The organism is Streptomyces sp. 147326 (assembly GCF_045000215.1).
Taxonomy (GTDB): Bacteria; Actinomycetota; Actinomycetes; order Streptomycetales; family Streptomycetaceae; genus Streptomyces.
The window spans coordinates 1-23,780 of record NZ_CP134201.1 but is presented as its reverse complement, the minus strand read 5'-3'; the positions used below and the strand labels follow the sequence as shown (position 1 = coordinate 23,780).

The window sequence follows — 23,780 nt, the reverse complement described above, 5'->3', positions numbered from 1 at the left end:
CGCGTTTACCTGACCAGGAGTTCACCCATGAGCATTCCGCTGCCCCCGCCGCAGCCCGATCTGATCGCCGGCCCCTACACGGACGAACTCGCCGGAACCGAGATCGAATACCGGTATTCCTCCGGCCGCCATTACCGGATGGAGTTCGATTCCGGAACGCTCGCGTTCGACCACCTCAACGGCCCGGCGGAAGGCGTCCGGGTCGGCCCCCTGCCCTACCGGGCCCGCCGGCTCCGCGACGGGCAGTACCTGGTGTGCTGGACGCTGAAGGAGCCGGGCGTCCACGTGACGCTCGTCGTCGATTTCGCGCACGACCGGATCGACGTCAGCGCGATGATGCCGCCCAACCGGTGGGAGTTCTTCGACGCCGGCGAACTCCTGAACGTCACACGCCCGCAGCCGAGCAGGGCCGCGACCGCGGACGGGCGGGCCGCCCGTGCCTGACTACGGGATCGGCAGCTGGCCCCTGCGCCAGGCCCGGATACGCCCCGACGCGATCGCCCTGCGCGAAGCGGAGGGGGAGGTGACCTACGCCCGCCTCGCCGAGCGCGTCGAGCAGCTGGCCGCCGCCCTGAGGGCCCGCGGGATCCGCCGCGGACACCGGGTGGCCCACCTCGGCTTCAACTCCGTCGCCGCCCTGGAAGCGCTCTTCGCCACCACTCGTCTCGGCGCGGTCTTCGTCCCCCTCAACACCCGCCTCACCGCCGACGAACTCGCCCTCCTCCTGGAAGACTCCGCCCCGGCCCTGCTCTTCCACGACGACGCCCACCGGCACACGGCCGAACAGGCGGCCGGAGCCCTGCTGTGGACAGCCGGACCGCACGATCAAGAGGCGATGACCAACCGCCCCGACACCCAGCTCCCCGAGCTCCCCGAGCACGACGGGCGTGACGGGCGCGACGGGCGTGACGAGGCGGGAGTCGGTCTCGGCGACGACGCCGTGATCCTCTACACCTCCGGCACCACCGGCCGTCCCAAAGGCGCCGTGCTCACGCACGGCAACCTCACCTTCAACACGATGAACCAGCTCGCCCACGTGGACGTCCTGAGCACCGACACCGCCCTGTGCATCGCACCCCTGTTCCACGCGGCCGGACTCGCACAGGTGTTGCTGCCCACCCTGTTCAAGGGCGGCACCGTCCACGTCCTGCCCCGCTTCGACCCCCAGGCGGCCCTCGCCGACATCGCCGGCCGGCAGATCACCTCCTTCGCCGCGGTCCCCACCATGCTGCAGATGATGTGCGACCACCCCGACTTCGCCACCACCGACCTCAGCCGCCTGCGCTACGTCATCTACGGCGGCTCCTCCGCCCCCGCCCGCGTCGTCGCCGCCTGGCAGCGGCGCGGGGTGACCCTCCTGCAGGGCTACGGGATGACCGAGGCGTCCCCCGGCATCACCCTCGCGGTCCCCGGGCCGGCCGCCACCGCCAAGCCCTTGTCGCCGGGCGTCCCGCACTTCTTCACCGACGTCCGTCCCCGCCCGGGCGACACAGGCCGGACACCGGAACTGCTGGTGTCCGGCCTGAACGTCTTCCGCGGCTACTGGAAACGCCCCGCGGACACGGCGGCCGCCATGGAGGGACGCTGGCTGCGCACCGGCGACGCCGTCCACTTCGACGAGGACGGCTGGGCCCATGTCGCCGACCGCATCAAGGACGTCATCATCTCCGGCGGCGAGAACATCTACCCCGCCGAAGTCGAGGCCCGCATCGACGCCCTGCCCGCCGTCCACGAGTCCGCCGTGGTGGGAGTGCCCGACGAACGCTGGGGAGAAGTCGGCCTCGCCTACGTCGTCCCCGCGCCGGGGGCCGCCCTCAGCGCCGAAGCCCTGCGCGGCGCACTGCGCGGCCAGCTGGCCCCGTACAAGATCCCCCACCACGTCCGCGTCATCGACCGGCTTCCCCGTAACGCGACGGGCAAGGTCATGAAGGAAGCGCTGCGGGCACACCCCCCACGTAGGCCGACAGTGCCGTCCTGACCGCTCCCAACGCCGCCCCCGCCAGCTCGTCCGGCAGCCGCGGGCCCGCGCTGAGGGTGACCGGCAGATCCCGCACCGGCTTCGGCAGCAGCCCCTGAGGCACCGGCTGCAGCCCCGGCCACAGCCGGTCGGCGGCGGAGAACAGCAGTCCGACCCCGAGCCCGGAGCGAGCCGCCGTCACCACGTCCTCCACCCCCAGCCCCTCGTACACGGTGCGCCAGGCCACGGAGGAGGCCCCCAGGGTCTCCTCCGTGAGCCGGCGCAGCGGCGCGCCCTTGGACGCGCACACGGCGACCGGGACCGGAGTGGCCTCGGTCAGGCCGGGGCGCCCGAACCAGTTGCAGGACAGCGTCATCGCCACCTGGTCCCCGGCCGCCCGGGGCGGGCCCGTGCGCAGCACCATGTCGACGGTGCCCTCGCCCAGGTCTTCCGCGAGCCGCTCGCCCGCCCCGGTCTGCACCGCCAGGCGGGTCAGCGGCACGTGCTGCTTGAGCGCGGCCAGCAGACCCGGGATCACCCCGATGAGGGTGTCGCACACGCCCAGCGCCAGGCGCCGCCGCCGCTGGGTGGCCCCCAGGTGCAGCACCAGTTCGTCATTGACGCGCACCAGCTGCCGTGCGTAGCGCAGGAGTTCCTCCCCGACGGGGCTCAGCCGCTGTAACTGCCGGGCCTCCAGGAACACGGGCTCCCCGACGAGGGAGTCCAGACGGCGGATGTGCTGGCTGATGGCGGGCTGCGAGATGTTCAGGACATCGGCGGCCCGGCGGAAACCGCCGGCGTCGACGATGGTGATCAAAGTGCGGAGCAGTCGTATGTCGAGATCGCGTCGCACGTAGTCCCCCGTAACTGCGTGATCGATGGTCGGATGACGGAAACGGCACCCTTTGCCGGATCCCGCCCCGCCCGCCGCCCCGTCCGCCCTCTCGCGGACGGGGCGGGGCGGCGGGCGCAGCGGCATCCGCCAGCAGACCGCAGCTCCCGCTCAGGACGGCGCGGCCCGCTCGCAGCGCCACTCGTAGCGCCCCAGTACGGTCGCCAGCCGGTCCCCGGCCCCCCGGGCCACCATCAGCTCGACGACGCCCGCCGAGCCGGAGGTGTGGTCGATGGCCATGTCCTCGATGTTCACCCCCGCCCCCGACGCGCACGCCAGCAGCCGGGCCAGCTCACCGGGCCGGTCACCCACATGCACCATCACCGTCTCGTACACCGTGTGCGGGCCGCCGTGCTTGCCCGGGATCCGCCCGTGACCCGTCTGTCCGTGCCGCAACAGTTCGACGACCCCCTCCTTGCCCGTGCAGGCCTGCGGCCCGCGTGCGCCCGCCGCCATCCGCAGCGAGGTGATCATCTCCTCCAGATCGGCGGCGAAGCCCTCCAGAACATCGGCGACCGCCCCGGCGTTCGCCGCCAGGATCTCCACCCACAACGCCGGCCGCCCGGCCGCGATGCGCGTGACATCCCGCAGCCCCTGGCCGGTCAGCCGCAGATCACCCGCCTCGGCATGCTCCAGACGCCCCGCCATCAGCGCCGCCACCACGTGCGGGGCGTGCGAGACCAGCGCCACCGCACGGTCGTGCGCCTCGGGGGTCATCACCACCGCGGTCGCCCCGCACAGATCGACCAGCTCCCGTACCAGGGCGACGGCGTCCGGGCGGGAGCCGGCCGACGGGGTGAGCACCCAGGGCCGCCCCGCGAACAGATCGGCCTGCCCGGCCCGCGGCCCCGACCGCTCCCGCCCGGCCATCGGATGCGAACCGACGTAGGAGGCGCTGTCGCAGCCCTGGGCGAGAACGTCCCGCCACGGCCCGGCCTTCACACTGGCCACGTCCGTGTAGGCGTGCGCCAGTTGCTGCTGCTGGCAGGAGTACAGCGTGGACGCCACCCGCTCGGGCGGCACGGCGATCACCGCGAGATCGACCTGCCCCGACGGCGCTTCGACGGTGCCTGCTCCCATCTCCTGCGCGGCCAGGGCATGGCCGCGGTCGTGATCGGAGAGATGGACCCTGACCCCGCGCGCGGTGAGCGCGAGCCCGACGGACGTGCCGATCAGACCCGTCCCCACGACCGTGCACGTACGCAGCCCACGAGCCCCGGCCCCCAGGGACGGCGGCCGCAGCCCGGAGACCGACACCGTCGGCGTCGTCGTGGGCACGGGAATGACACTGCTCACGGCGGCTCAGACCTTCCCTTCCAGGGGTTCGGCAACCGTCCAGTGCAGGTGTACGAACGCCCGCCGCTCCACCTCGTCGGCGACCGCCAGGGCCAGGTCCGGGAGCGCGATGCCCGAGGGGAGCCCCTCATCGAAGATCATGCGGTCGATGCCGGTCCGGTAGCTCCCGCGGCCGCTGCCGGGCCGGTACAGCCACGGCGGCGACAGGAAACTCCAGTCGATGTCGACGCGTCCCTCGAACAGGTCCAGGGCGATCCGGCATCCCTCCAGCAGCGGCACCCGCTGCCAGGACGCCACCTTGGCCTCCAGCTCCGCATCGGTGTGCCCGGGCGGCACGGTGCCGTCCTCCTTGCGCCGCGCGGCGTCGTGGAAGAAGCCGACACCGGTGATGTCGCCCAGCCAGCGCAGGTGTTCGGCCGGCATCACCCCGAAGTACCAGGACGGGAACCGCTCGTCGTCGAACATCTGCACACCGGGGCGCACGTACAGGCTCGCCGCCCCGCCCACGTAGAGCAGGTACGAACCGCGCGCCTGCCTGAAGGCCTTCAGCAGACGCCGGGTGCCCTCGGCCTGGCGGTAGTAGACCTCCAGGTCGACCTCGTGGCCGCCGGAGAACATCGACACCACTGCGTCGTGGCCCTCCAGCAGGCCGGTCATGGCGTCGACGTCGAACACGTCGGCGCCGGCGTTGCGCAGCCCGGGCCGGTCCTCGGACGGCTTCGCGCCGCGGGAGATCCCGGTGACACGGTGCCCGCGGGCCAGGAGGATCTCGGTCAGGGCCCGGCCGCCCATGCCGGTGTGTCCGATGACGGCTATCCGCATGCCGGTGCTCCTCAACTCGCGGCGGGCAGGGACACGGCCAGGGCCGGGTTGACGGGGTTCGGGGGTTCGCCCCCCAGCCGTACGACCCCCGCCATCTGCAGGACGGCGTCCTGGGCCACGGCGTGCTGGCACATGGTGTTCGCGTCCCGCAGCCACCGGTCGAACGGGGACGCCGCGGTGTACACCGCGGTGCCGCCGAGCAGGTCGTACAGCGCCTGGACGATCCGGCGGGCGCTCTGGAAGGCGTGGTAGCGGGCCAGCGCCGTGGTGACGCGCTCCGCGCGCAGCTCGCTGCGGCCGGCCTCCAGACCCTCCCACTGGTCGTTGAGGGAGGCGTACACGGAGGCGCGGGCGGCGTGGAGTTCCATCTCGCACCGGCCGATGACCTCGTGGACGCGCAGGTCCGAGGTCCAGGGGGTGCCGGTCTCCCGGTCGCGGCGGCCGTCCGCGAGGGAGACGGCGTAATCGATGGCGGCGCGTGCCAGGCCCAGCGGGACGCCGGGCATCTTGCGCTGGACGGCGTCCGGAGTGCGCAGCAGGACGCGGTCGGTGCGGGGCCGGGACATGGTGAACACGTGCCGGTCGGGGACGAACAGGTCCTCGGCCGAGTAGTCGTGGCTGCCGGAGCCCCTGAGGCCCGTGGTGTGCCAGGTGTCGTGGACGGTGAACTGGCCCGGGGCCGCGGCGAACACCCGCCACTGCCGCGGCTCACCGGTGACCGGGTCCGGTACGTCGGCCCCGTTCTCGAGGACGATGCACGAGGCCATCAGCACGTCGGAGTGGCCGATGCCGGAGGCGAACCGCCACCGGCCCGATATCCGGTACCCGCCGTCGCTCTTCTCGGCCGTACCGGTGGGAAACAGGGCGCCGGCCGTGACCAGGTCGATGCCGTGGTAGATCTCCTTGGCCGCACCAGGCTCCAGGTATCCCGCGTAGATCCCCGAGTCCATGCCGATCATGGCGCACCAGGCGGCCGACGGGTCACCCTGGGCGAGCAGTTCGAGGAGTTCGACCTGCTGTACGGAGGTCAGGTCCGGGCCGCCCCACTCCCGGGGCATCGCGGCACGCCACACACCGACCTTGCGCAGCAGTTCGACGGTCTCGGCGGGCAGCCCCCGCGCGGCCTCGGTCGCGGGCGCCGCCTCGCGCAGCAGGGGAGCGGCCCGGCGGGCCCGGCACAGCACCGCGGCCGCGAGGTCCGGCGGCGCCGTCCACGTCTCGGGCGCGCCCTCGTCGTGGAGGGCGCTCTCGTCGTGACGGCCGGCGGGGTCGTGGAGGGGTTCGGGTGCGTGGCTCATCTGACTCTCCTCGTCGTCGTGGTCGTGGTCGTACGGAGGGTGCGGCGGGCGCGGCTCATGCCGGATCAGGGCCCGCCGCGGCGGCGGCGGGGTCCACGGCCGACCCGGTGACCTCGCCGTTGCCCTCCCAGGGGCGGGCGACCAGCAGCAGGGACAGCGCGGCGAGCACGAACCCGACGACCATGAGCACGGCCATCGGCTTGTCGCTGTCGGTGCCCAGCGCGCCCACCAGGGGAGCGGTGACACCGCCCAGCAGGCACTGCCCGGCGCCCAGCAGCGCGGATGCCGCACCGCCGGCGGCCCGGCCGATCTCCTGGCCGATCGTCATCACCGACGGAATGGTGGCGCCGATCCCGAACATGGACAGGAACATGAACACCAGGCTGGAGACGAGGCTGTTGCCGACCGTCACGGCCACGGCAAGGTGGGCCGCGCTGACCACGGCGCCGACGAGGATGCCCGCGGTGAGCACGGTGTTGAACCGCACCCCCTTGCCCGACAGGGCACCGAACATGGCCCCGCCGATGAGCACGCCGACCGCGGTCAGCGCGAAGGTCAGCGAGAACTGCGTCTCGGACAGGTCGTAGACGTCCTGGAAGACGAACGAGCTGCCGGAAATGTAGGCGAACAGGGCGACGTTGGCGAAGGAGAACGTCAGGACGTAGCCGAGGAACGGGCGCTGCCCGAGCAGCCCCTTCATGCCGGTGAACGCCGCGCCCACCCCGCCGGAGGAGCGCCGGGCGGGCGGCAGGGACTCCGGGATCACGGCCGTGACGGCCACGGCGAGGAGCAGGCCGAAGACGGCCAGGACGACGAACATCGCCCGCCAGGTGGACAGCGCGAGGATCCCGCCGCCGATCACCGGCGCGACGATCGGCGCCACTGCGAAGATCATCGACAGGGCGGTGAACCGCTTCGCGGCCTCCTGACCCCGGTACCAGTCGCCCACCACGGCGCGGGCCAGCACCATTCCGGCGGCCCCCGTCAGACCCTCGGCGACCCGGGCCGCGTTGAGCACTTGGGCGTTGGGGGCCAGCGCACACGCCAGGGAGAACACCGCGAACAGCACCGAACCCCACACGAGCAGCCGCTTGCGGCCGGTGGAGTCACTGATCGGGCCCAGAAGGAGCTGGCCTACGAGCATGCCCGCCAGATAGGCGGTCAGTGAGGCCTGGATGCTGGAGGTCGACGCCCGTACGTCGCCCTCCATGGCCGGTAACGCGGGAAGGAGCATATCGGTCGCGAGGGGCGTGAGCGCCGTCAGAGCGGCGAGAATCAGGATCACCGCGCCGCCACTGCGGGGAGGCGCGGACACCTGTAACGAACGGCCTTGCAGGGTGTGGGTTCCCATGCCAGAACCGGGGACCTTTCCGTCGCAGGACAGTGGCGCCGGCAGGACGCCACACCCATCATAGTTACCCTATGATTCAGTGATTAACAATATGGAGGCTCGCCGGTGATCCCGTCCACTCCCACTGATGCCGTCGCCCAATGGTGGCGTCAGGCACGACCCGACCTCGACACCACACCCATGGGGCTCTTCGGCCGACTCCGCCGACTCCAGGTCCTCGCCGAACTCGAAGCGACCGCCGTCCTGACCGACGCCCGCCTCACCTCGTCCGAACTCGACGTGCTCGTCACCATCCGCCACGCCGATCAGCCCATGATCGCCCGGGCCGTCGCCGCCCTGCGCGGCTGCTCCCGCGCCGCCATGAGCAACATGCTCGCCAAACTCGAAAAGCGCGGCCTGGTCACCCGCGTACCCAGCCCCGCCGACCGCCGGGCCACCCTCATCCACCTCACGCCCCACGGCGCGCAGCTCGTGGACGAGATCTTCCCGCAGCGGCTCGCCCTGGAAGCCGGTCTCCTCTCCGAGATCCCCCAGGAACAGCAGGAGCAGATCATCGAATCCCTCGACGTCCTCCTGAACGCCATGATCCGCCGGTCCCCCCTCGCGGACAGTCGCATCTAGCAACGAGGGCCCCCGGCCGCGCACCGCGCGGCCGGCACTCGTACGCCCGCACGCCCGGCACTCGTAGGCCCGACGGCCGGAGGGGGCGCCCGCCCGCGCGGTCAGTCGCCCGTACCGACGCCGTCCCAGCCGCACCTCGGGTCGCGCTGCCCGCCCAACTGCCCGAAGAGCCGGTTGTCCAGACACTGCGTCAGGTAGGGCACGCCCTCGGTGTCACCCGTCCCGCGCGCACTGCCGAGCATCCGCGCGGCGAGGCTGCGGTGCGTGGACTTCCACCGCTGGTGCCGCTCCTCCAGCCGGCCCAGCGCGGTGTGGAAGAGGTTCCAGTCCGTCCAGCTGAAACGGGCCCTGCGGCGAAGGTCGAGATACGCGCGCGCCACCGTGTCATGGCCCGCGTCGTGCGCCTCGGCCCGTACGGCCGGAACACTCGTGAACGCCTTCGACCCCAGACGCGCGGCGGGCGGAAGACCGCACAGGATCTCGAACCGCTTGTACTGCTCGGACTGGATGGCGCTCGCGCCCTGGGTGAACTCCCGGATCCCGGCGAAGTGCTCCGGCCGCATCGTCGCGACCAGCCGGAACAGCGCCGAGGCCCGCTCGAACGAGGCGGTCGCCCGGTCCACGCACGTGGCCGCCGGTTCCAGGCAGCCGTCGCGCAACGCCGCGATCGCCGCCCGCATGTCCTGCGCGATCGCCGTGAACACCATCTCGTGGGCCTGCAGGGCGCGCATGAAGAAGTACTCGTCGTGCAGCACGTACGCGGGCTGCACCGTCACGTCGAACCAGCGCCCCGCATCCGTCGCCGCGGGCCGGGGGAGCCGGTCGGCCGCCTGCGGGCTCAGGTCCTCGGCGTCCGGCCCGTCGACGTCCAGCTCGTCGTGGTCGTGCGCCACGAACCGCAGGGCGTGACGCAGCCGCTTGCGCAAGGTCGCCGCCCCGGGCCGGTCCCGGTCGGCGTCCGCCGGTTCCTGCGGCGCGGCCGCGGTCCGCATCTCGAAACGCGCCACGTCGGATATGAGCCAGGTGGCCAGCCGGTTCGGCCCCGGTCCGTGCCCGGGCTCGTCCGCAATGAGTTCCAGCAGCGGCAGGGAAAGGTACGTCCGGTTCCAGTAACGGTCCTCGTGTTTGTCGAGCAGGCAGTCGAGAAAGGCCTGGAGCAGGGGCCGACGGCCCGTGGCGTGCCGGCGCCGGATCTCACTCAGCTGAAACAGGAACGGCTGCGGCAGAAAATGCTTCCCAGCCCGTCTCACCTCCTCCGTGATCGCCCTGGCCAGGTGAATCCCGTCCAGATCACCGTCCACGTGTCCGGCGGCCGCCCACCGCTCGACTTCCTCGAAGGTCAATGCGCACGGCCCGACGCGAGGCTGATCTGCACACTGCTGTGCACGGCATTCGGAATTCATCACCCATCGTCTCCTCGCTCTGGCGGGCCTCACGCGCTCCGGGCGAGGCAGGAGATTTCAGTAGGCGTGGTGGAAGCCCTCACGTCATGTCTCGCATATTCGTGTCTTGACACAGTGCGACGGCTGGGCGGGCAGCCTCCGGCCGGGGGCGTGACAAGATCCCGGGCGACACCCCGCCCGAACCGCCCATGTCGCCTCCGACCTGCGGATACGCGGTGGACGGAGCGGCTCCGGAGGGCGTATGGTCCCCCGACGCTCCCCCTGCGGTGAGCGATGTTCCGCAACTCCGTACCCGTGGGGGTCCCTCGTCATGTCCGAAACCAGCCGGTTGAAGCCACGCCCGTTCCTGCCGGCCCGGACACCGCAGGTGCCGCGGCTCCTGTCGGCCGCCGTGGTGGTGCTGCTGGCCGCGGTCATCCTGGCCGACCTGTTCTCGCTGTACGCCGGGACGCGGGCCTCCTCCCTGATCGGCGGGGAAGGCGGCTTCGCCTATGCCTCCACGGAGGACTGGGACGCCGCCGACACCCTGTACCGGCGCGCCTGGATGTTCCAGGACCAGGCCGTCATCGTCTGCGGCATCGTGTTCATCGCCTGGTTCCACCGGATGTACCGCAGTGCGGTGGCGCTCGCGCCGGACCGCCTGCGCACGGGGACCGGCTGGGCGATCGGAGCCTGGTTGTTCCCGGTGGTCAACCTGTGGCGGCCGTTCCGGATCGCCCTGGACATGTGGGGCGTCTGCGTACCGGCTCCCGCCCAGGAACAGGCGGCCCAGGAACAGGCGGCCCCGGGACAGGCGGCCCCGGGACAGCCGGCCAAGGCGGCGTTCTGGCCGGTGGGCCTCTGGTGGGGGCTGTTCGTCGCCTCGGGAGCGTTCAACCAGTACACCGTGTGGACGTACGGCGGCGCCGAGACGCTTCCGGAGATGCGGGACGCCACGGTGCTGCTGATGGCGGCCGACGTCCTGGACATCGTCGCGGCCGCGGCCGCGATCCACTTCGCCGTCCGCCTGACGTCGATGCTCCGGCGCCGCATCTCCTGAGGCGCCGCCTGCCGCGGCCCTGAGCACCGTTGGCCGGCGCGGTCGACCGCCCGGCGCGGGTCAGGGCCCTCGGCCCGCTTCCCGCCCGGCATCATCGCCGGCCCGCATCGACAGCGGCGCGATCCTGCCGAGCACCACGAGCCGGTGGCGTACGGCCATGACGGCCACCGCCGTCGCGAGGATGACCACCCCGCCCAGCCGCAGGATCGCGTCGTAGGCCTCCTCGGGGGGCCGCTCCGGCGTCATCGCCGAGATCGCCGCCGCCGTCCCGGCCAGGGCGATCGCACCCAGCGTGACCAGGAACGTCAGCAGCACACCCGACGCCTCCCCGGCCCTGGCCGGTGCGACGACCTGCTGCGTCGCCACGCTGGAGAAGGTCCAGCCGAGACCCAGGCCCAGGCCGCACCAGGCGAACACCGGCACGTACAGCCACCAGGCGCTGACCTGGGTCAGCGCGTACATCCCCGTGCCCGCGACGGCCCCGGCGAGCGCCATCACCGCGGTCGGCCGCATGTGCCGGGCCAGCCGCGCCCCGAGCGGCCCGCTGAGGGCCACGAGCAGGGCCGGGGCCAGGAACACCGTGCCCGCCAGGAGCGGCGAGAGCCCGCGTATGCCCTGGAGGTAGAGCGTGGCGAGGAAGACGGTGACGCCGTAGCCCATGTTCGAGAGCGAGCCCATCCCGGTCACCAGGATGTACGGGACGTTGCGGAACAGTCGCAGATCGATCAGCGGATGCCGGGCCAGCCGCTCCCGCACCACGAACAGGGCGCCGGCCATCACCGCCACCGCGAAGAAGCCGAGGGTACGGGCACTCGCCCACCCCCAGGCGTCCCCCCGCTCCACGGCCAGAGTGAGGGCGGCCAGCGCGCACACGACCAGCGCGCAGCCCAGGAGATCCAGCTCGCGGGGCGCCGACGTATCGCGCGAGTCCGGCACGTACGCGAGAGCGACGAGCAGCGAGAGAAGGCTCAGCGGCACCATCAGCCAGAAGATCCAGCGCCAGCCCGGCCCCTCGGTGAACCCGCCGCCCACGAAGGGCCCGAGCGCGGTCCCGATGTTGGCGATGCCGAACACGGCGCCCAGGGCCCTGGCCCGGCTCTCCTGGGGAAACGTGTTGGTGATCACGGACACCGACACCGGGAAGACGAACGCCGCGCCCACCCCCTGCGCGATGCGGGCCGCCACCAGCCAGCCCAGGCCGGGAGCCAGCGCGCTGCCCACGGAACCGGCCGTGAACAGGGCGGTCCCGGCCAGCAGGGTGCCCCGCCGTCCGAAGACGTCCCCCACCCGGCCGCCGATGATGAAGAAACAGCCGATGGCGAGCATGTAGGCGGACAGGGTCCACTGCGCGGCCGAGACCGTGACGCCGAGCTCCGCCGCGATACCGGGAAGGGCGAGGTTGAGGGCGAAGAAGTCGAGCTGGATGCAGAACAGTGCGACGGCGACGGCAACGAAGGCCCCCGTCCTCCGTGCGGCGGTCGAGGACTCAGCGCGCATGAGGGCGTTCCTCTCAGCCGGCACCGCCAGGACACCGCCGATGCCCGCACGCATGACCTCGTCCCATTGTGGAACGCCCCGCCATGCCCCGCCATGCCCCGCTATGCCGCCCCTCAGTCCGGCCGCGGCCACCGAGGGCCCCGCGGGCCGACGGGGGAGCGGCACAGGGCACAATCCTGCACTGTGACGATCACCGCGCGTGAACTCAACCGGGCAACCCTGGGCCGCCAGTTGCTGCTGAACCGCGAGCCGTTGACCGTACCCGAAGGGGTGCGGCGCGTGGTCGCCCTGCAGGCACAGCACCCGGCCTCGCCGTACCTCGCCCTGTGGAACCGGCTCGCCGGTTTCGCCCCGGCCGAACTCGACGCGGCCTTCACCGGGCGGTCGGTGGTCAAGGCGACCCTGATGCGGATCACCCTGCACGCCGTGCACGCCGAGGACTACCCGGTCTTCCGTACGGCGATGGAGCCCACGCTGTACGCCTCCCGCCTCGGCGCCCGCTTCGCCGTCGCCGGGCTGACCCGCGCCGACGCCGGAGAACTGCTGCCGGAACTGCTGGCCTTCGCCCGCCGGCCGCGAACATCGGCCGAGATGCAGGCATGGACCGGGGAGCGGCTCGGCGCCGAGCAGAGGGACGGGGCGTGGTGGGGGCTGAAGGCGTACGCGCCCCTGCACCATGCCCCGACGGATGCGCCGTGGTCCTTCGGCCTCCGCCCGTCGTTCGTCGCGGCCGGAACCGGACCTCTCCCCGTTTCCGTGCCCGCTCCCGCGGACCGGGCGGGGGAGTCCGAAGCGCTGCAGGCCCTGATCCTGCGCTATCTGGCGGGCTTCGGACCCGCATCGGTCGCGGACGTGGCGCAGTTCGCCCTGGTGCGGCGGGCGCACGTCCGCGCAGCACTCCGGGCCCTGGACGCGGTGGTCGAGCAGCTGCAGGGCCCGGACGGCGACACGCTGTTCGACCTCCCGGGCGCCTTGCGCCCGCCCGCCGAAACCCCCGCCCCTCCCCGGCTGATGGCCATGTGGGACAGCATCCTGCTGGCCTACGCCGACCGCAGCCGCGTGATACCCCCGGCCTACCGCCCCCTGGTGATCCGCCGCAATGGCGACGTGCTGCCCACCCTGCTGGTGGACGGCCACGTCGCCGGCGTGTGGCGCCCGCTGCAGGGCGGCATCGAGGCCACGGCCTTCCACGCCCTGTCACCCGCCACCTGGGACGCGCTCGCCTCCGAAGCCCACTCTCTGACGGCCCTGCTCGACGACCGCGAGACGGCGGTCTACAGCCGCTACCACCACTGGTGGGCCAAACTCCCCGACGCCGACGTACGGATGCTCTGACCGGCGATCTCGCCGCACGCTGCCCCGCGGCGCGGCAGCGGGCAACCTTCCAGGGGGCGGCCCTCCGGGGGCAGGCAGGTCCCTGCTTGAATGACCGGATGGATCTTGACACGTTCCGGGCCCTGCTGACGGACGAGGGCCAGGCCCTTCTGGCCGTCCTCCAGGACACCGGGCCCGCCGAGGAGCCCGTGTTCGACCTGCGCCGGGCCCATCCTGCCGAGCTGGTGGCGGCGGCCCGGGAACAGGTGCGGCTGCGGCGGCAGGCCGCGGCGAAGTTCGGCCGGCACGCGCCCCGCCTGTACTTCACCCCGGACAGTGTGGAGCTGTCGTCCCACCTGGCCGTGTCCGACTACAAACTGGAGCGCGTCCTGCACGAGATCGGCGGCGTGTTGATCGACGTGATGAGTCTCGGCAGCGGCGCCGACGCCCACGTACTGGGCCGGTCGCACATCACCAGCGCCGTCGACGGGGACCGGCTGACCATCGAGATCGCCGCGGCGAACCAGAAGGGGATGGACGAGCCGGCGCTCGGCCTGACCTGCGCGGACATCACCACCTTCGAAAGCCACGGCGAGGCCGTCTTCATCGACCTCATGCGGCACGCCGGCCCGGACGGGGGCCACGACCCCGAGCGGTACGACCCGCCGTTTTCCTGGGCACTGGAGCGGCTGCACACGACCGGGGCGGGCTGGATCAGGCTGGCGCCGGGTGTTCCCGACCAGGCCGTGCCCGACCTCGGCCGGGCCGATGAGGCCGAGTGGATCTCCTACGACGGGCACATCCAGGAAGCGGTCCTGTGGTTCGGCCTGGACGGCCTGCGTACCCCCAAGCCCACCCCGGTACGCAAAGCCACCCTGCTGCCCGCAGGTGCGTCCCTCACCGGACGCGGCCTGCCGCATCCGGCTGTGCGGCCGGCCGGCCGCTACCTCTACGCACCGGACCCCGCCGTCGTCCACGCCCGCCTCCTTGCCGAGCTCGCCCAGGACCTCGCCGCCGGCCTTGTGGACGAGGGCGGCACGCACCTGACCTCCGACGAACTACGCCCCACCCCCTTCGCAGCCGCGTACGAGGTCACGGAGGCGCTCCCGTTCGACGGCGCCGCGCTGAAGGCAGTGCTGCGCGAGCGCACGGTCGGCTGGGTGACGGTGGTGGCGGCCCACGGCTTGCGGATCGAAGCGGACGCGTTCCGCCACGACCTCACTCCCCAGGACCCCCGGGCTGCAACGGTGTTCATCACCGGGCCCGCAGCCCGCCCCGTCATGTTGATCACCAAGCCCGCCCCCGCCCCACACACGCCCTGAACACGGGGTGCGGGCACCGTCCCCGCGGCGTTCCTAGTGCACGGTCGCGGCGGCTCCGGAGTACTTCCTGATGAGCTCGTAGGAGCGGAGACGGTTGCGGAGGTCGTAGAGGGGTGTGGTCAGCATCAGTTCGTCCGCTCCGGTCTCACCGGCCAGGTGCGCCAGCCGGTTCACGACGGCCTCCGGCGTCCCGACGGCCTGCTGCGCACGGAACCCCGCCAGCGCCTGCCGCTCCTCGGCCGTGAACGGGTGGGCGGCGGCCTGCTCGGGCGTGGGGAAGGGCGTCTCGCTCAGTCCCTTGAGGAGCCCGGCTTTGATGACGTTCATGGGCCCTGCCCGCCAGACGGCTTCCTCTTCGGTCTCGGCGCACACCGCCTCGACACACAGCAGCACCCGGGGCCGCTCGCACCAGCGTGAGGGGGCGAATTGGGCCCGGTAACACTCCAGTACGGCACGGGTGTTGTCCGGCCGGATGTGGTGGGCGACCGCGACGGGCAGACCGAGGGCGGCGGCGAGGGCGGCTCCTGCGGGGCTGGAGGCCAGCAGCCACGGTTCGGGCAGCGGGCCGAGTGCGACCTCGTCGACCAGGAGCGACAGGATCGCCGTGACGTCGTCGCGGTATTCGGCATCGGTCGCCGGCGCGGCTCCGCGGCGAAGCGCCCGCGCGATGGCCTCGTCGAAGGTGCCGGGACCGCGGCCGATACCCAGGTCGATGCGGTCCTCGTGCAGGGCGGCGAGCGTTCCGAACTGCTCCGCCACGGTGATGGGCGCATGGTTGGGAGCCAGCACGCCGCCCGACCCGAGTCGGATGGCCGAGGTCGAAGCGGCAGCGTGTGCCGTCAGCACCACGGGCGGGAACGCGCCGATCGCGGGGGAGTGGTGGTGTTCCGCGTACCAGATCCGGTGGTAGCCCAGCCGTTCCACCCCCTGGGCGAAGGCCGCGGTGTCCCGCAGGGTCTCCACGGCGCGGGTGCCCGTCTGGACCATCGCGACTTCCAGTGCTGAAAGAGGTATGTCGAGCATGCCGCCAGCATAGGGATCACGCGCGCGGGCGAGGACGGCGATGATCCCTTTCCCGCCACTGCGACTCCGCGACATGGGTGGGGCCGTTCCCGCGGCCCGCATGGCGATAGCATCGGACCCCATGATCGTATGGCTCAACGGCACCCACGGGGCAGGCAAGACGACGACCAGTGCACTCGTACAGCCACTGATCCCGGATTCACGGGTGTTCGATGCCGAGAAGGTCGGCGAGACACTCATGGACATCACGCCGGGGCTGCCCAGGACGGACAACTTCCAGCACTGGCCGCCGTGGCGGCCGCTCGTCGTCGAGACGGCCCGCCGCGTACTCGACTACACCGGCGGCACTCTGGTGATGCCCATGACTGTCCTGGTCGAGGAGTACTGGCGCGAGATCAGCGCGGGCCTCGCCCAACATGCCATCCCCGTAAGGCATTTCGTTCTCCATGCTGACCAGGACACCCTCCGCGGGCGCATCGAGGGCGACACTCTCCTCGGTCCCTCCCCCTTCCGTCTCGAATACCTCGAGCCCTACGCGGAGGCAGCCCGCACGTGGCTGCACCGCGAGGCCGAGGTCGTCGACACCACCCACCTCACGCCGGCCCAGGCCGCCCTGCGGATCGCAGAGGCCGTCAGGAGTTGAGGTCCACCCGCAACAGCAGCAGTACCTGTCCCCGAGGGCTCTCCTATCTCGTAACAGCCCTCCGATAGGGTGACGCGACAGTTCGGAGGGGGAATGAAATGCTGAAGGCGCAAGCGCTGCGAGCGGTGGCCATGTTGGGTCTGTCGGGGGTACTCGTCACGGGGTGCAGCGATTCTGAAGGCGTGAACCGCTCGGACCAGCCCACGGCCTCCTCCTCCTCCTCCTCGCCGTCGGTTCAGCCCGTCTCGGGGAAGGCTCAGGCCGCCGAGAAGGTGAAGCTCGCCGTGGAGCAGCGCATCTCGGCGGATGAACGGCAGTTCGGTTCGGGTACGAACTCTCCCTGCTCGACGTCGTCGCCTCAGCTGTTCACTGCGAAGTGCAAGGCAGCAGCCGATGCCACGTCCGATGCCGCAGGCTTGGCACTGAGCGAGATCGACGGGCGCCAAGGATTCGCGACGCTCGATTCCGTTGCCCGCAAGCTCCAAGCGGCAGTTCGTACCTACGAATCCCTGGGATGCGCCACGGGGCCGACGGCAGCGGACACGCGCGAGGCTTGCCTGGAGCCGGCGGCTGTCATCGCGCAGGGGTTTGCGGACCTGCGGGGCGGGGCCAATTCGGGTCTCGCCGGCAAGTAGCCCTGGCAGCGGGACGGGAACCGTCGGCCACGCGCTGGTACCGGCCCCCTCCCGAAGCGGTCACAGCGGCGCGAAAGCCGATGAGGCGCTGCCGGCCCCCGGCCGGCATCCGGGCCCACAGCTTGGGCGCAGGGCCTTCAGACCACCGGTTCGCCGATGCCCAGCAGGTTGCCCTCGCTGTCGCGGAACCAGGCGCCCCGCTCGCCCCGGGCGCCCTTGCTCGGATAGTTCCCGTCGATCTCGGCGATCGAGTCCCTCGTCTTGAATCCGGGTACGTCGACGTCTTCGAACACCACATTGTGCTGCTTGAGCTCCGCGACCACACGGGTGAGGTCGTCGACCTCGAACGCCATCTGCGTGAACGTGCCGGGTGAGGATCCCGTCGACCGGAACAGCACGAACTCCGCGTCCCCACACCGGTACAGAAGGCCGCCGGGCCGCTCGTCGACAGGCTCCAGGCCGAGCCGCTCAGCATAGAAGCGCCGGGCCCGTTCCAGATCCCGGGCGGGAAGCCGGGTCGCCACGCGCGCCCGGGCCAGAAGGTCGCCGCTCACGTTCATGTCCCCAGTGTGCCCGTGCACCGGCCACGGACGGGCTGCCGACGCGCACCAATGAATCCGCCCCGGGCACCGGCCTCCGGCGTACGGTCCCCGCCCGTGCCCGTGCCCGTGCCCGCGCCCGCGCCCTCGATCCGCTTCCGGGCTCGTCGCCTGCGATCGGGTGCGGACGGAGCCGACCGGATTCGAACCGGCGTCCTCGCGGTTTTGGAGACCGCGCGCGTCGACCTCTGCGCTACGGCCCCGTCCGCCCGGCATCCTAAGCCAGACCGGTTCCCTTCCCCCACCCACCCCGGCCCGGCAGCGCGCACGGGAGCCGGCCGGTGCGGTGCTCGCCCGGCCCCCGTCGTCCAGCGCACGCGCTCTCCGCATGCGCGCTCCGCACGTGTTCAGCGCAGCGCGGGGATCACATCGCGCGTCTCGTCCACCTCGACGCCCGCGGTGCGGCGGCCGAGCGCCCCTGCCGGCGTTTCGTCCGCGCAGACGGTGCCCCGTGCGGGCAGTGCCAGCGTGGCGAGGTAGTCCGTGACCAGGGCGCTGACACACGCGCTCCGGTTGTACGCGGTGTGCCCCTCACCGGCGAAGGTCAGCAGCCGCCCGTTGTCCAGCGTCCCGGCCAGGGCCACGGCGTCCTGGTAGGGGGTGTCCGGGTCCCCGGTCGTGCCGAGGACCAGGATCGGGGCCGAACCCGCCGCCCGGTAGGAGCCCTCGAAGCGGCTCGGGCGTTCCGCCGGCCACTGGGCGCAGGCCGGCGCGTGGTTGTGGTCGTAGGTGGGCGGCCCGAGCCCGATGGCGGGTCCCAGCAGCGGCGCCGAGGCGACGTGGGCACCGACCAGCGCGCCCAGGAGCAGCCGGCTGGTCAGATAGACGCGGTCGGCGCACTCGACGGCCACGTTGACGTTGAGGAAGTCGAACGACGCCGGGGAGGGCGGGTTCAGCAGGAACGTGGCCTGGCGTGCCTGCGCCGCCCGCAGGGCCTGCCCCAGCTCGGGCCAGATCTCCTTCCCGGAGTTGATGTTGAACATCAGCCGGTACGCGAGGGTGTACCCGGTGGCCGGGCGCCCGCTCGCCGTGATGACCGGGTCCGCGTCCAGCGCCCGCTTGAGCTGCTCGAAGGCCTCCCGCGGCCGGCCCTCGCCGAATCCGCAGGCGGCGGCGTTCTGCGCGCACCAGTCCAGGAACCGGCTCACCGCCGCGTCCAGGGCGACGAACTGCGCGCCGTCGTAGGCGTACGGCACGTCCGCGTAGCGCCGCGGATCATAGGCCCCGTCCAGGACCATGGCACGCACCCGCCGGGGGAACTGCGCGGCGTAGACGGTGCCGACGTAGCTGCCGAAGGAACGGCCGTAGAAGGAGAGCGTCTCCTCGCCGAGGGCCTGGCGCAGCAGGTCGATGTCCTTGGCGTTCGAGCCGGTGCCGATGTACGGCACGAGGTCACCGGAGCGGTCCCGGCAGGCGTTCGCGAACTCGGCGCCCTGCCGGATGGCGCCCTGCAGGGCCCCCGGACCGGGCACCCCGCGCGCGGCGTCGACAGCGGCCGAGTACTCCTGGTCGTTCCAGCACTCCACCTGCCCGCTGCGCCCCACGCCCCGCATGTCGTACCCGATGACGTCGAAGGAGTCCCGCAGGGAGGCGGGGAGCGCGGCGTAGCTGTTACGGGCGAAGTCCACACCGGAGTTGCCGGGTCCGCCGGGGTGCAGCAGCAGGACACCGGCGCGGCGGGCCGGGTCGGCCGCGACCCGCCGGGTGACGGCGATCGGGATCGCACGCCCGGTGGGCCGGCGGTAGTCCAGCGGCACCCGGGCGGTCGCGCACTCGAAACCGTCCGCCTGGCCGGCACAGGGCCCCCACGACAGAACGGGCACGGGTACGGGCGGGGGAGGGGTGGTGAGGCCGGTTGCCGTGGCGGCCCCGGGCGAGACCCCCAGGAGCGCGGCGACCGTGATCAGGACGAGGGATATCCCCCACACCAGTGGCTTGCGGGGGCCATCAGCTAAACGGGTCTGCATGCGGCGATCCTCCGTCATGGGCGTTGCGCAACGGGCGACAACGTAACCGCCGGCCGCCGCCCCGTCGTCCCACCAGGAGGTGATTCCTCCCTACCACCAGGGGTGGCGTCCGACTATCACCAGGGTGGTACGCGGCGGCGCCGACGGGCAGGCAACGCCGCGCCGGGCTCCGGTGAACCGGCCTTTCCCGCTAGCCCGCTCAACCCTCCGCCGATGCCTCGCGGTCTTACTGTGCAAGCGGGCCTCACCGCAGTCAGAGAGCATCCGAGAACGGCTGAAGGGCACGGCATGACGACGTTACGCAAGACAGCACGGGCCGGCGCGGCGGGCTTGGCGGCGGCCGCGCTGGCGGCCGCATGGGCGGCCCCCGCCGGGGCGTCCTCGGACGCCGCCCCCGCGAGGGTGGGGCACGAGGCGACCCAGCGGGCGATGGACGCGGACGTGAAGGGGGGGATCCCCGGCATCACGGCCCAGGCACGCGACACCAACAGCGTCTGGAAATCGACGTCGGGTGTCGGCGACCTGACCACCGGCGCGCCGCGCGGTACGAACGACCGGTTCCGGGTCGGCAGCATCACCAAGACGTTCGTGGCGACCGTCCTGCTCCAGATGGAGGCCGAGGGCAAACTCCATCTCGACGACACGGTAGAGCGCCGTCTCCCCGGCCTGGTACGAGGCAACGGCAACGACGGCCGCAAGATCACCGTACGTCAGCTCCTCAACCACACCTCCGGCCTCTTCGACTACCTGGCCGACGAGGAGTACCTCGACACGTACATGCGAGGCCAGGGCTACCTCGATCACCGCTATGACACCCTGCCGCCCAAGAAGCACGTCAAGGTGGCGCTCTCCCACGCGCCCCTGTTCAAGCCCGGCGCGCAGCTCTCGTACTCCAACACGAACTACATCCTGGCCGGGCTGATCATCGAGAAGGCGGGCGGTCGGACGTACGAGGCCGAGGTCCGCGACCGCATCATCAAACCGCTGGGCCTGAAGGCCACCTCCAACCCCGGCAACAGCATCCACATCCCCCGCCCGAGCAGCCGCAGTTACTCCAAACTGTTCGCATCGGCACCCGAACGGATCGACGACGTCACCGAGATGAACGGGTCGCAGGGCTGGGCCGACGGCGACATCATCTCCACCGCCGGCGACCTGAACCGCTTCTACGGCGCCCTGCTGCGCGGCGCACTGCTCCCGCCGCAGCAGCTCGAGGCCATGAAGACCACCCGGTCGATGCCCGAGAGCCCCGACATGTCCTACGGGCTCGGCCTGACACGGTTCACTACCAGCTGCGGCACAACACTGTGGGGCCACGGCGGGGGCATGGTCGGGTCGACCTCCCTGGCCGTCACCACCGAGGACGGCCGCCACCAGCTCGCCCTCAACCGCAACGGGGACTGGAACGCGGGGTCGTTGAGGGGTGTCATGGAGGCAGAGTTCTGCCCCGTGCAGCCCTCCCCTGCGGCCTGAGTCGCCGACACCTGCGCCCACCCATCCACCCACCCACCCACCCATCCACCCATCCACCCACCCGCCCACCCACGATCCGGTGTGCTGACGCGATGTCACATGTGTCGCCCGCGATGCCCCTCGAACCTGTATCGGCTGAATCCCCCCATCATGCGGGGCGCCCGCTGCTCACCCCGGTCGTGGCTTGACGTGGTTTTCGTGCGCCGGGCAGCTGATCCGGTCGGGGGCTGAGTGGCTTCGAGTGGGTTCTGACTGCTCGTTGGGTGTGCACTGTGGCTTCTTCGGCGGGTCGTTGCTTCTGGCGATTGCGCATCCTGCTGGCCGCTGCATCGTGCCGAGTTCCTGGGCTGCGATGAGTGCTGGTGGTCCCCGGCGGGCCTGCCCATCCCGGCCGGTCCGCCTGTCAGTGTGCCGTATTCCCCGGGTGTGCGGGCACGGTGCGCCCGCCCCGCCCGCCCGGGGTTGCGGTAGGCATCGTCTCGGACGGGCGGCAGCAGTGCCGGCGAGTGCCGGCGGGCGTGACGCCTTCAGTTGCCAGGGCTGGGTCGCTGGTAGCTGTGGCGGTGTGCGACAGCCTCCGCTTCCGTGCGCCTGGCACCTGCGCGTTGGGGGCAGGGGCAGAGTGTGGGTGGCTGGTTGGTTGGTTGGTTTTGGGCGGAGCCGTCGTGAGCCGGCCTGGGGTGAGGTGGGTTGCGGCGGCTCCGCGTCGGGGGTGGTGTGCGGGGGTTGAGGTGTGCTGTGTGAGTTTTTGATGTGTGTTTACGGGTGGGTTTCTGGGGCCAGCTATGAGCGTTCTGCGGGTGTTTGACTGCTGTCGGGGGTGGGGGTGGGGGTGTAGTAGACGGAGCGTCCTTGTTTGGTGCGCTCGAGGAGGCCGCGGGCGACGCCTTGTTCGAGGGTGTTGCGGATGACGGCCGGCTGGACTTTACGTTCGGGGTGGGCGGTGGTGATGGTGTCGGCTACTTCGGCGGCGGATTTGGGTTCGCTCTGGCCGGAGATGGCGGCGGTGACGAGGTCGAGCCAGGAGGGGCCGTTCGTTTCCTTCTTTGTTTCTTTCTTCTCTTCGTTCTTGCCGGTGGTCCTGGTCACGCGCGGGGCTTTCGCTTCACCGGCGGCAGCGGCAGCGGGGGCAGCGACAGCGGTGGGGGCGGCGGCGGGGGCAGCGACAGCGGCGGGGGCGGCCGTGGTTTTGGGCTGGGGAATCTTCTTCGTGTTGCGTGCGGCTGGTACTGCGGCGCGCTTCGTGGCGGGTTTGGCGGCCGGTGACGGCGGTGTGGGATTGGTGGTGATGCCGAGGGCCTCCTGCATTTTCAGCAGGACTGTTGCGCTTTCTTCGAGGTGTTCGAGTTCTTGTTGGAGGCGGTGGAGTTCGGCTCGGGTTTGTTGTTGTGCGGTGTGGTTGGTGGTGAGGTCGCTGGCGATCTGTTGTGCGTAGTCGTCTTTGACGCGGGTGGTGTTGTGGGGTGTGGTCATGGGTTCCTCGGTTTCTGCCGGAGGGGCGTGTGTGAGGCGATGGTACGCATCCGCGCGTACCCGTGAGCCGGTATCGCGTACCTGTCATCCCTCAACTGCGTTCCCATAGGCGGTGTCACGGGTGTTGTGCTACGCACTGGCCGCTTCGTACCCCCCCTCCGCCGAACGTTTCGAGGAGTGCGTGGAGGTGGCTTTCAGGCGGTGTGCCAGCAGGGATGGTGTGAGGTCTCTCCTGCCGGGTTTTCGCCGCCAGGGTTCGGCGGGCTTGTGTGTGTCGGGGGCGAGGGCGAGGGCGAGGGCGAGGGCGTCCAGGTCGTGTCGGTACAGGTGGCCGGCCGGGTTGTTGGTGAGTGACATGGCGTCGGTCGCCTCGGCATGACGCTCAGCCACCCCTGCGGGGGCCGCGGGGTGCCCTTCGGCCGGCCTGTGCGCGCGTACCGGCTCTTCGCGCCGTGCTCCTGGTGGGAGTGGTGTCGCAGGCCGTCGCCGCGGACTCGTCACACGGGCTCGGTGGCCCCGACGGGCTGCGCCGCGTGGGGTCGCCCGCCCGGCATTGCTGGGCTCCTGGAGGGGCGGCCGCCGACTCGGCGGGGCGGTGGGAGTGGCCTGGTGGGGCGGAAGCACGCGCCATCAGGTGTGGCGCCGTGGCCACCGGATACCCGTAACACCCCGGTCCGGGTTCCGGTGCAAGACCCTGCCGGGACGCCGGAACAGGTCCGTGCGGGGCTGTCCGCGCCGGGCTGCCCACCTGCGTGCCTGGCCACGGGGCCTGTCTGCACGACGCGGGGGCGGCCGGCCCATCCGACCACTCCCGCTCACCGAGGCGTGTTTCGGTGTGGGTCGCGGTTCCTATTCACAGTGCCCGCTGCTCGCTTCACCGCCTCTCCTGCCCGTTTCCTCTCTGGCTCCGTCCCCGCGCCGGGTATTCCCGTGCCCGCCGCGCCCGCCTGTCCCTGTGCTTGCCTTCCGTTTCCCGGCGTTCCCGCGTGTGCTGTCCGCGTGCCGGGCGTTTCCGCGCTCGCCGTTCCGGCGTCTGCTGTCCCGGCTGTTTTGGTGTCGGGTGTTCCTGTGTTGGGTGGGTGGGGCTCTGGTTGGGGTGTGCCGGTGCCGTGTGGGTGTCCGTGTGGGGTGGGTGTGCGGGCCGGTGTGCGGGCG

Annotated in this window: 21 protein-coding genes and 1 tRNA gene; 9 read left to right on the top strand and 13 right to left on the bottom strand. The window is 71.7% G+C overall.

Translation table 11 applies throughout. From position 1 onward, the window contains the following. Positions 1–27: 27 nt before the first annotated feature. Complete coding sequence (locus RIU97_RS00110) at positions 28–444, top strand: MoaF-related domain-containing protein (protein WP_404952645.1); 417 nt, start codon at positions 28–30, stop codon at positions 442–444. Beyond that, positions 437–1,978, top strand: coding sequence for an acyl-CoA synthetase (locus tag RIU97_RS00105; RefSeq protein ID WP_404952644.1), 1,542 nt, complete (start codon positions 437–439; stop codon positions 1,976–1,978). The genes RIU97_RS00110 and RIU97_RS00105 overlap by 8 nt, the downstream gene beginning before the upstream one ends. Here the strand turns inward: RIU97_RS00105 and RIU97_RS00100 are convergent. The 5 genes from RIU97_RS00100 to RIU97_RS00080 form a co-directional block, all read right to left on the bottom strand. Beyond that, complete coding sequence (locus RIU97_RS00100; protein ID WP_404952643.1) at positions 1,923–2,810, bottom strand: LysR family transcriptional regulator; 888 nt, start codon at positions 2,808–2,810, stop codon at positions 1,923–1,925. The two genes, RIU97_RS00105 and RIU97_RS00100, sit on opposite strands and share 56 nt — an antisense overlap. A 150-nt stretch (positions 2,811–2,960) precedes the next feature. Then, entirely contained in the window at positions 2,961–4,145 is a 1,185-nt protein-coding gene (locus tag RIU97_RS00095; RefSeq protein WP_404952642.1) for a prephenate dehydrogenase, read from the bottom strand. Positions 4,146–4,151: 6 nt separating this feature from the next. Further along, entirely contained in the window at positions 4,152–4,967 is an 816-nt protein-coding gene (locus RIU97_RS00090; RefSeq protein ID WP_404952641.1) for an NAD(P)-dependent oxidoreductase, read from the bottom strand. 11 nt (positions 4,968–4,978) lie between these two features. Further along, the gene (locus RIU97_RS00085) at positions 4,979–6,265 is read right to left on the bottom strand and encodes an acyl-CoA dehydrogenase family protein (RefSeq protein WP_404952640.1); all 1,287 of its coding nucleotides are present in this window, start codon (positions 6,263–6,265) and stop codon (positions 4,979–4,981) included. A 55-nt stretch (positions 6,266–6,320) separates the two neighbouring features. Beyond that, a complete protein-coding gene (locus RIU97_RS00080; protein WP_404952639.1) occupies positions 6,321–7,550 on the bottom strand; it encodes a multidrug effflux MFS transporter in 1,230 nt (409 codons plus the stop codon). A 171-nt stretch (positions 7,551–7,721) separates the two neighbouring features. Here RIU97_RS00080 and RIU97_RS00075 point away from each other — a divergent pair, with 171 nt between their 5' ends. Continuing rightward, positions 7,722–8,237, top strand: a complete 516-nt coding sequence (locus tag RIU97_RS00075; RefSeq protein ID WP_404952638.1) for a MarR family winged helix-turn-helix transcriptional regulator — start codon at positions 7,722–7,724, stop codon at positions 8,235–8,237. Positions 8,238–8,338: 101 nt separating this feature from the next. On the opposite strand, the gene RIU97_RS00070 is transcribed toward RIU97_RS00075, so the two are convergent. Continuing rightward, complete coding sequence (locus tag RIU97_RS00070) at positions 8,339–9,580, bottom strand: tryptophan 2,3-dioxygenase family protein (RefSeq protein ID WP_404952637.1); 1,242 nt, start codon at positions 9,578–9,580, stop codon at positions 8,339–8,341. 370 nt (positions 9,581–9,950) lie between these two features. Between RIU97_RS00070 and RIU97_RS00065 the strand changes: the two genes are divergently transcribed. Beyond that, positions 9,951–10,679 carry a DUF4328 domain-containing protein gene (locus RIU97_RS00065; protein ID WP_404952636.1) on the top strand — a complete coding sequence of 243 codons (729 nt, stop codon included), beginning with the start codon at positions 9,951–9,953 and terminating at the stop codon, positions 10,677–10,679. Positions 10,680–10,739: 60 nt separating this feature from the next. Here RIU97_RS00065 and RIU97_RS00060 read toward each other — a convergent pair whose 3' ends face one another. Beyond that, a complete protein-coding gene (locus tag RIU97_RS00060) occupies positions 10,740–12,176 on the bottom strand; it encodes an MFS transporter (RefSeq protein WP_404952635.1) in 1,437 nt (478 codons plus the stop codon). 183 nt (positions 12,177–12,359) lie between these two features. On the opposite strand from RIU97_RS00060, the gene RIU97_RS00055 reads away from it, so the two are divergent. Continuing rightward, positions 12,360–13,511, top strand: coding sequence for a winged helix DNA-binding domain-containing protein (locus RIU97_RS00055; RefSeq protein WP_404952634.1), 1,152 nt, complete (start codon positions 12,360–12,362; stop codon positions 13,509–13,511). Positions 13,512–13,609: 98 nt separating this feature from the next. Continuing rightward, positions 13,610–14,812: a THUMP-like domain-containing protein gene (locus RIU97_RS00050; RefSeq protein WP_404952633.1), complete on the top strand. Its 1,203-nt coding sequence runs from the start codon at positions 13,610–13,612 to the stop codon at positions 14,810–14,812. 33 nt (positions 14,813–14,845) lie between these two features. On the opposite strand, the gene RIU97_RS00045 is transcribed toward RIU97_RS00050, so the two are convergent. Beyond that, positions 14,846–15,835, bottom strand: a complete 990-nt coding sequence (locus tag RIU97_RS00045) for an MsnO8 family LLM class oxidoreductase (protein ID WP_404952632.1) — start codon at positions 15,833–15,835, stop codon at positions 14,846–14,848. A 121-nt stretch (positions 15,836–15,956) separates the two neighbouring features. Here RIU97_RS00045 and RIU97_RS00040 point away from each other — a divergent pair, with 121 nt between their 5' ends. Both RIU97_RS00040 and RIU97_RS00035 read left to right on the top strand, forming a co-directional pair. After that, entirely contained in the window at positions 15,957–16,478 is a 522-nt protein-coding gene (locus tag RIU97_RS00040) for an ATP-binding protein (RefSeq protein ID WP_404952631.1), read from the top strand. Between the two features lie 98 nt (positions 16,479–16,576). Then, positions 16,577–17,113: a hypothetical protein gene (locus tag RIU97_RS00035; RefSeq protein ID WP_404952630.1), complete on the top strand. Its 537-nt coding sequence runs from the start codon at positions 16,577–16,579 to the stop codon at positions 17,111–17,113. Between the two features lie 137 nt (positions 17,114–17,250). On the opposite strand, the gene RIU97_RS00030 is transcribed toward RIU97_RS00035, so the two are convergent. The 3 genes from RIU97_RS00030 to RIU97_RS00020 all read right to left on the bottom strand — a co-directional run bounded on the left by RIU97_RS00030 (position 17,251) and on the right by RIU97_RS00020 (position 19,679). Beyond that, positions 17,251–17,673 (bottom strand): VOC family protein, encoded by a 423-nt coding sequence (locus tag RIU97_RS00030; RefSeq protein WP_404952629.1) that lies wholly within the window; start codon positions 17,671–17,673, stop codon positions 17,251–17,253. Between the two features lie 167 nt (positions 17,674–17,840). Then, positions 17,841–17,915 (bottom strand) — tRNA-Trp (locus RIU97_RS00025). A gap of 144 nt (positions 17,916–18,059) precedes the next feature. Continuing rightward, positions 18,060–19,679 (bottom strand): alpha/beta hydrolase, encoded by a 1,620-nt coding sequence (locus RIU97_RS00020; protein ID WP_404952628.1) that lies wholly within the window; start codon positions 19,677–19,679, stop codon positions 18,060–18,062. 288 nt (positions 19,680–19,967) lie between these two features. On the opposite strand from RIU97_RS00020, the gene RIU97_RS00015 reads away from it, so the two are divergent. Next, on the top strand, positions 19,968–21,152 hold the full coding sequence (locus tag RIU97_RS00015; protein ID WP_404952627.1) for a serine hydrolase domain-containing protein: 1,185 nt from the start codon (positions 19,968–19,970) through the stop codon (positions 21,150–21,152). A 783-nt stretch (positions 21,153–21,935) separates the two neighbouring features. On the opposite strand, the gene RIU97_RS00010 is transcribed toward RIU97_RS00015, so the two are convergent. Both RIU97_RS00010 and RIU97_RS00005 read right to left on the bottom strand, forming a co-directional pair. After that, the gene (locus tag RIU97_RS00010) at positions 21,936–22,625 is read right to left on the bottom strand and encodes a hypothetical protein (protein WP_404952626.1); all 690 of its coding nucleotides are present in this window, start codon (positions 22,623–22,625) and stop codon (positions 21,936–21,938) included. A 129-nt stretch (positions 22,626–22,754) separates the two neighbouring features. Continuing rightward, positions 22,755–22,982, bottom strand: coding sequence for a hypothetical protein (locus tag RIU97_RS00005; RefSeq protein ID WP_404952625.1), 228 nt, complete (start codon positions 22,980–22,982; stop codon positions 22,755–22,757). Positions 22,983–23,780 lie beyond the last annotated feature (798 nt).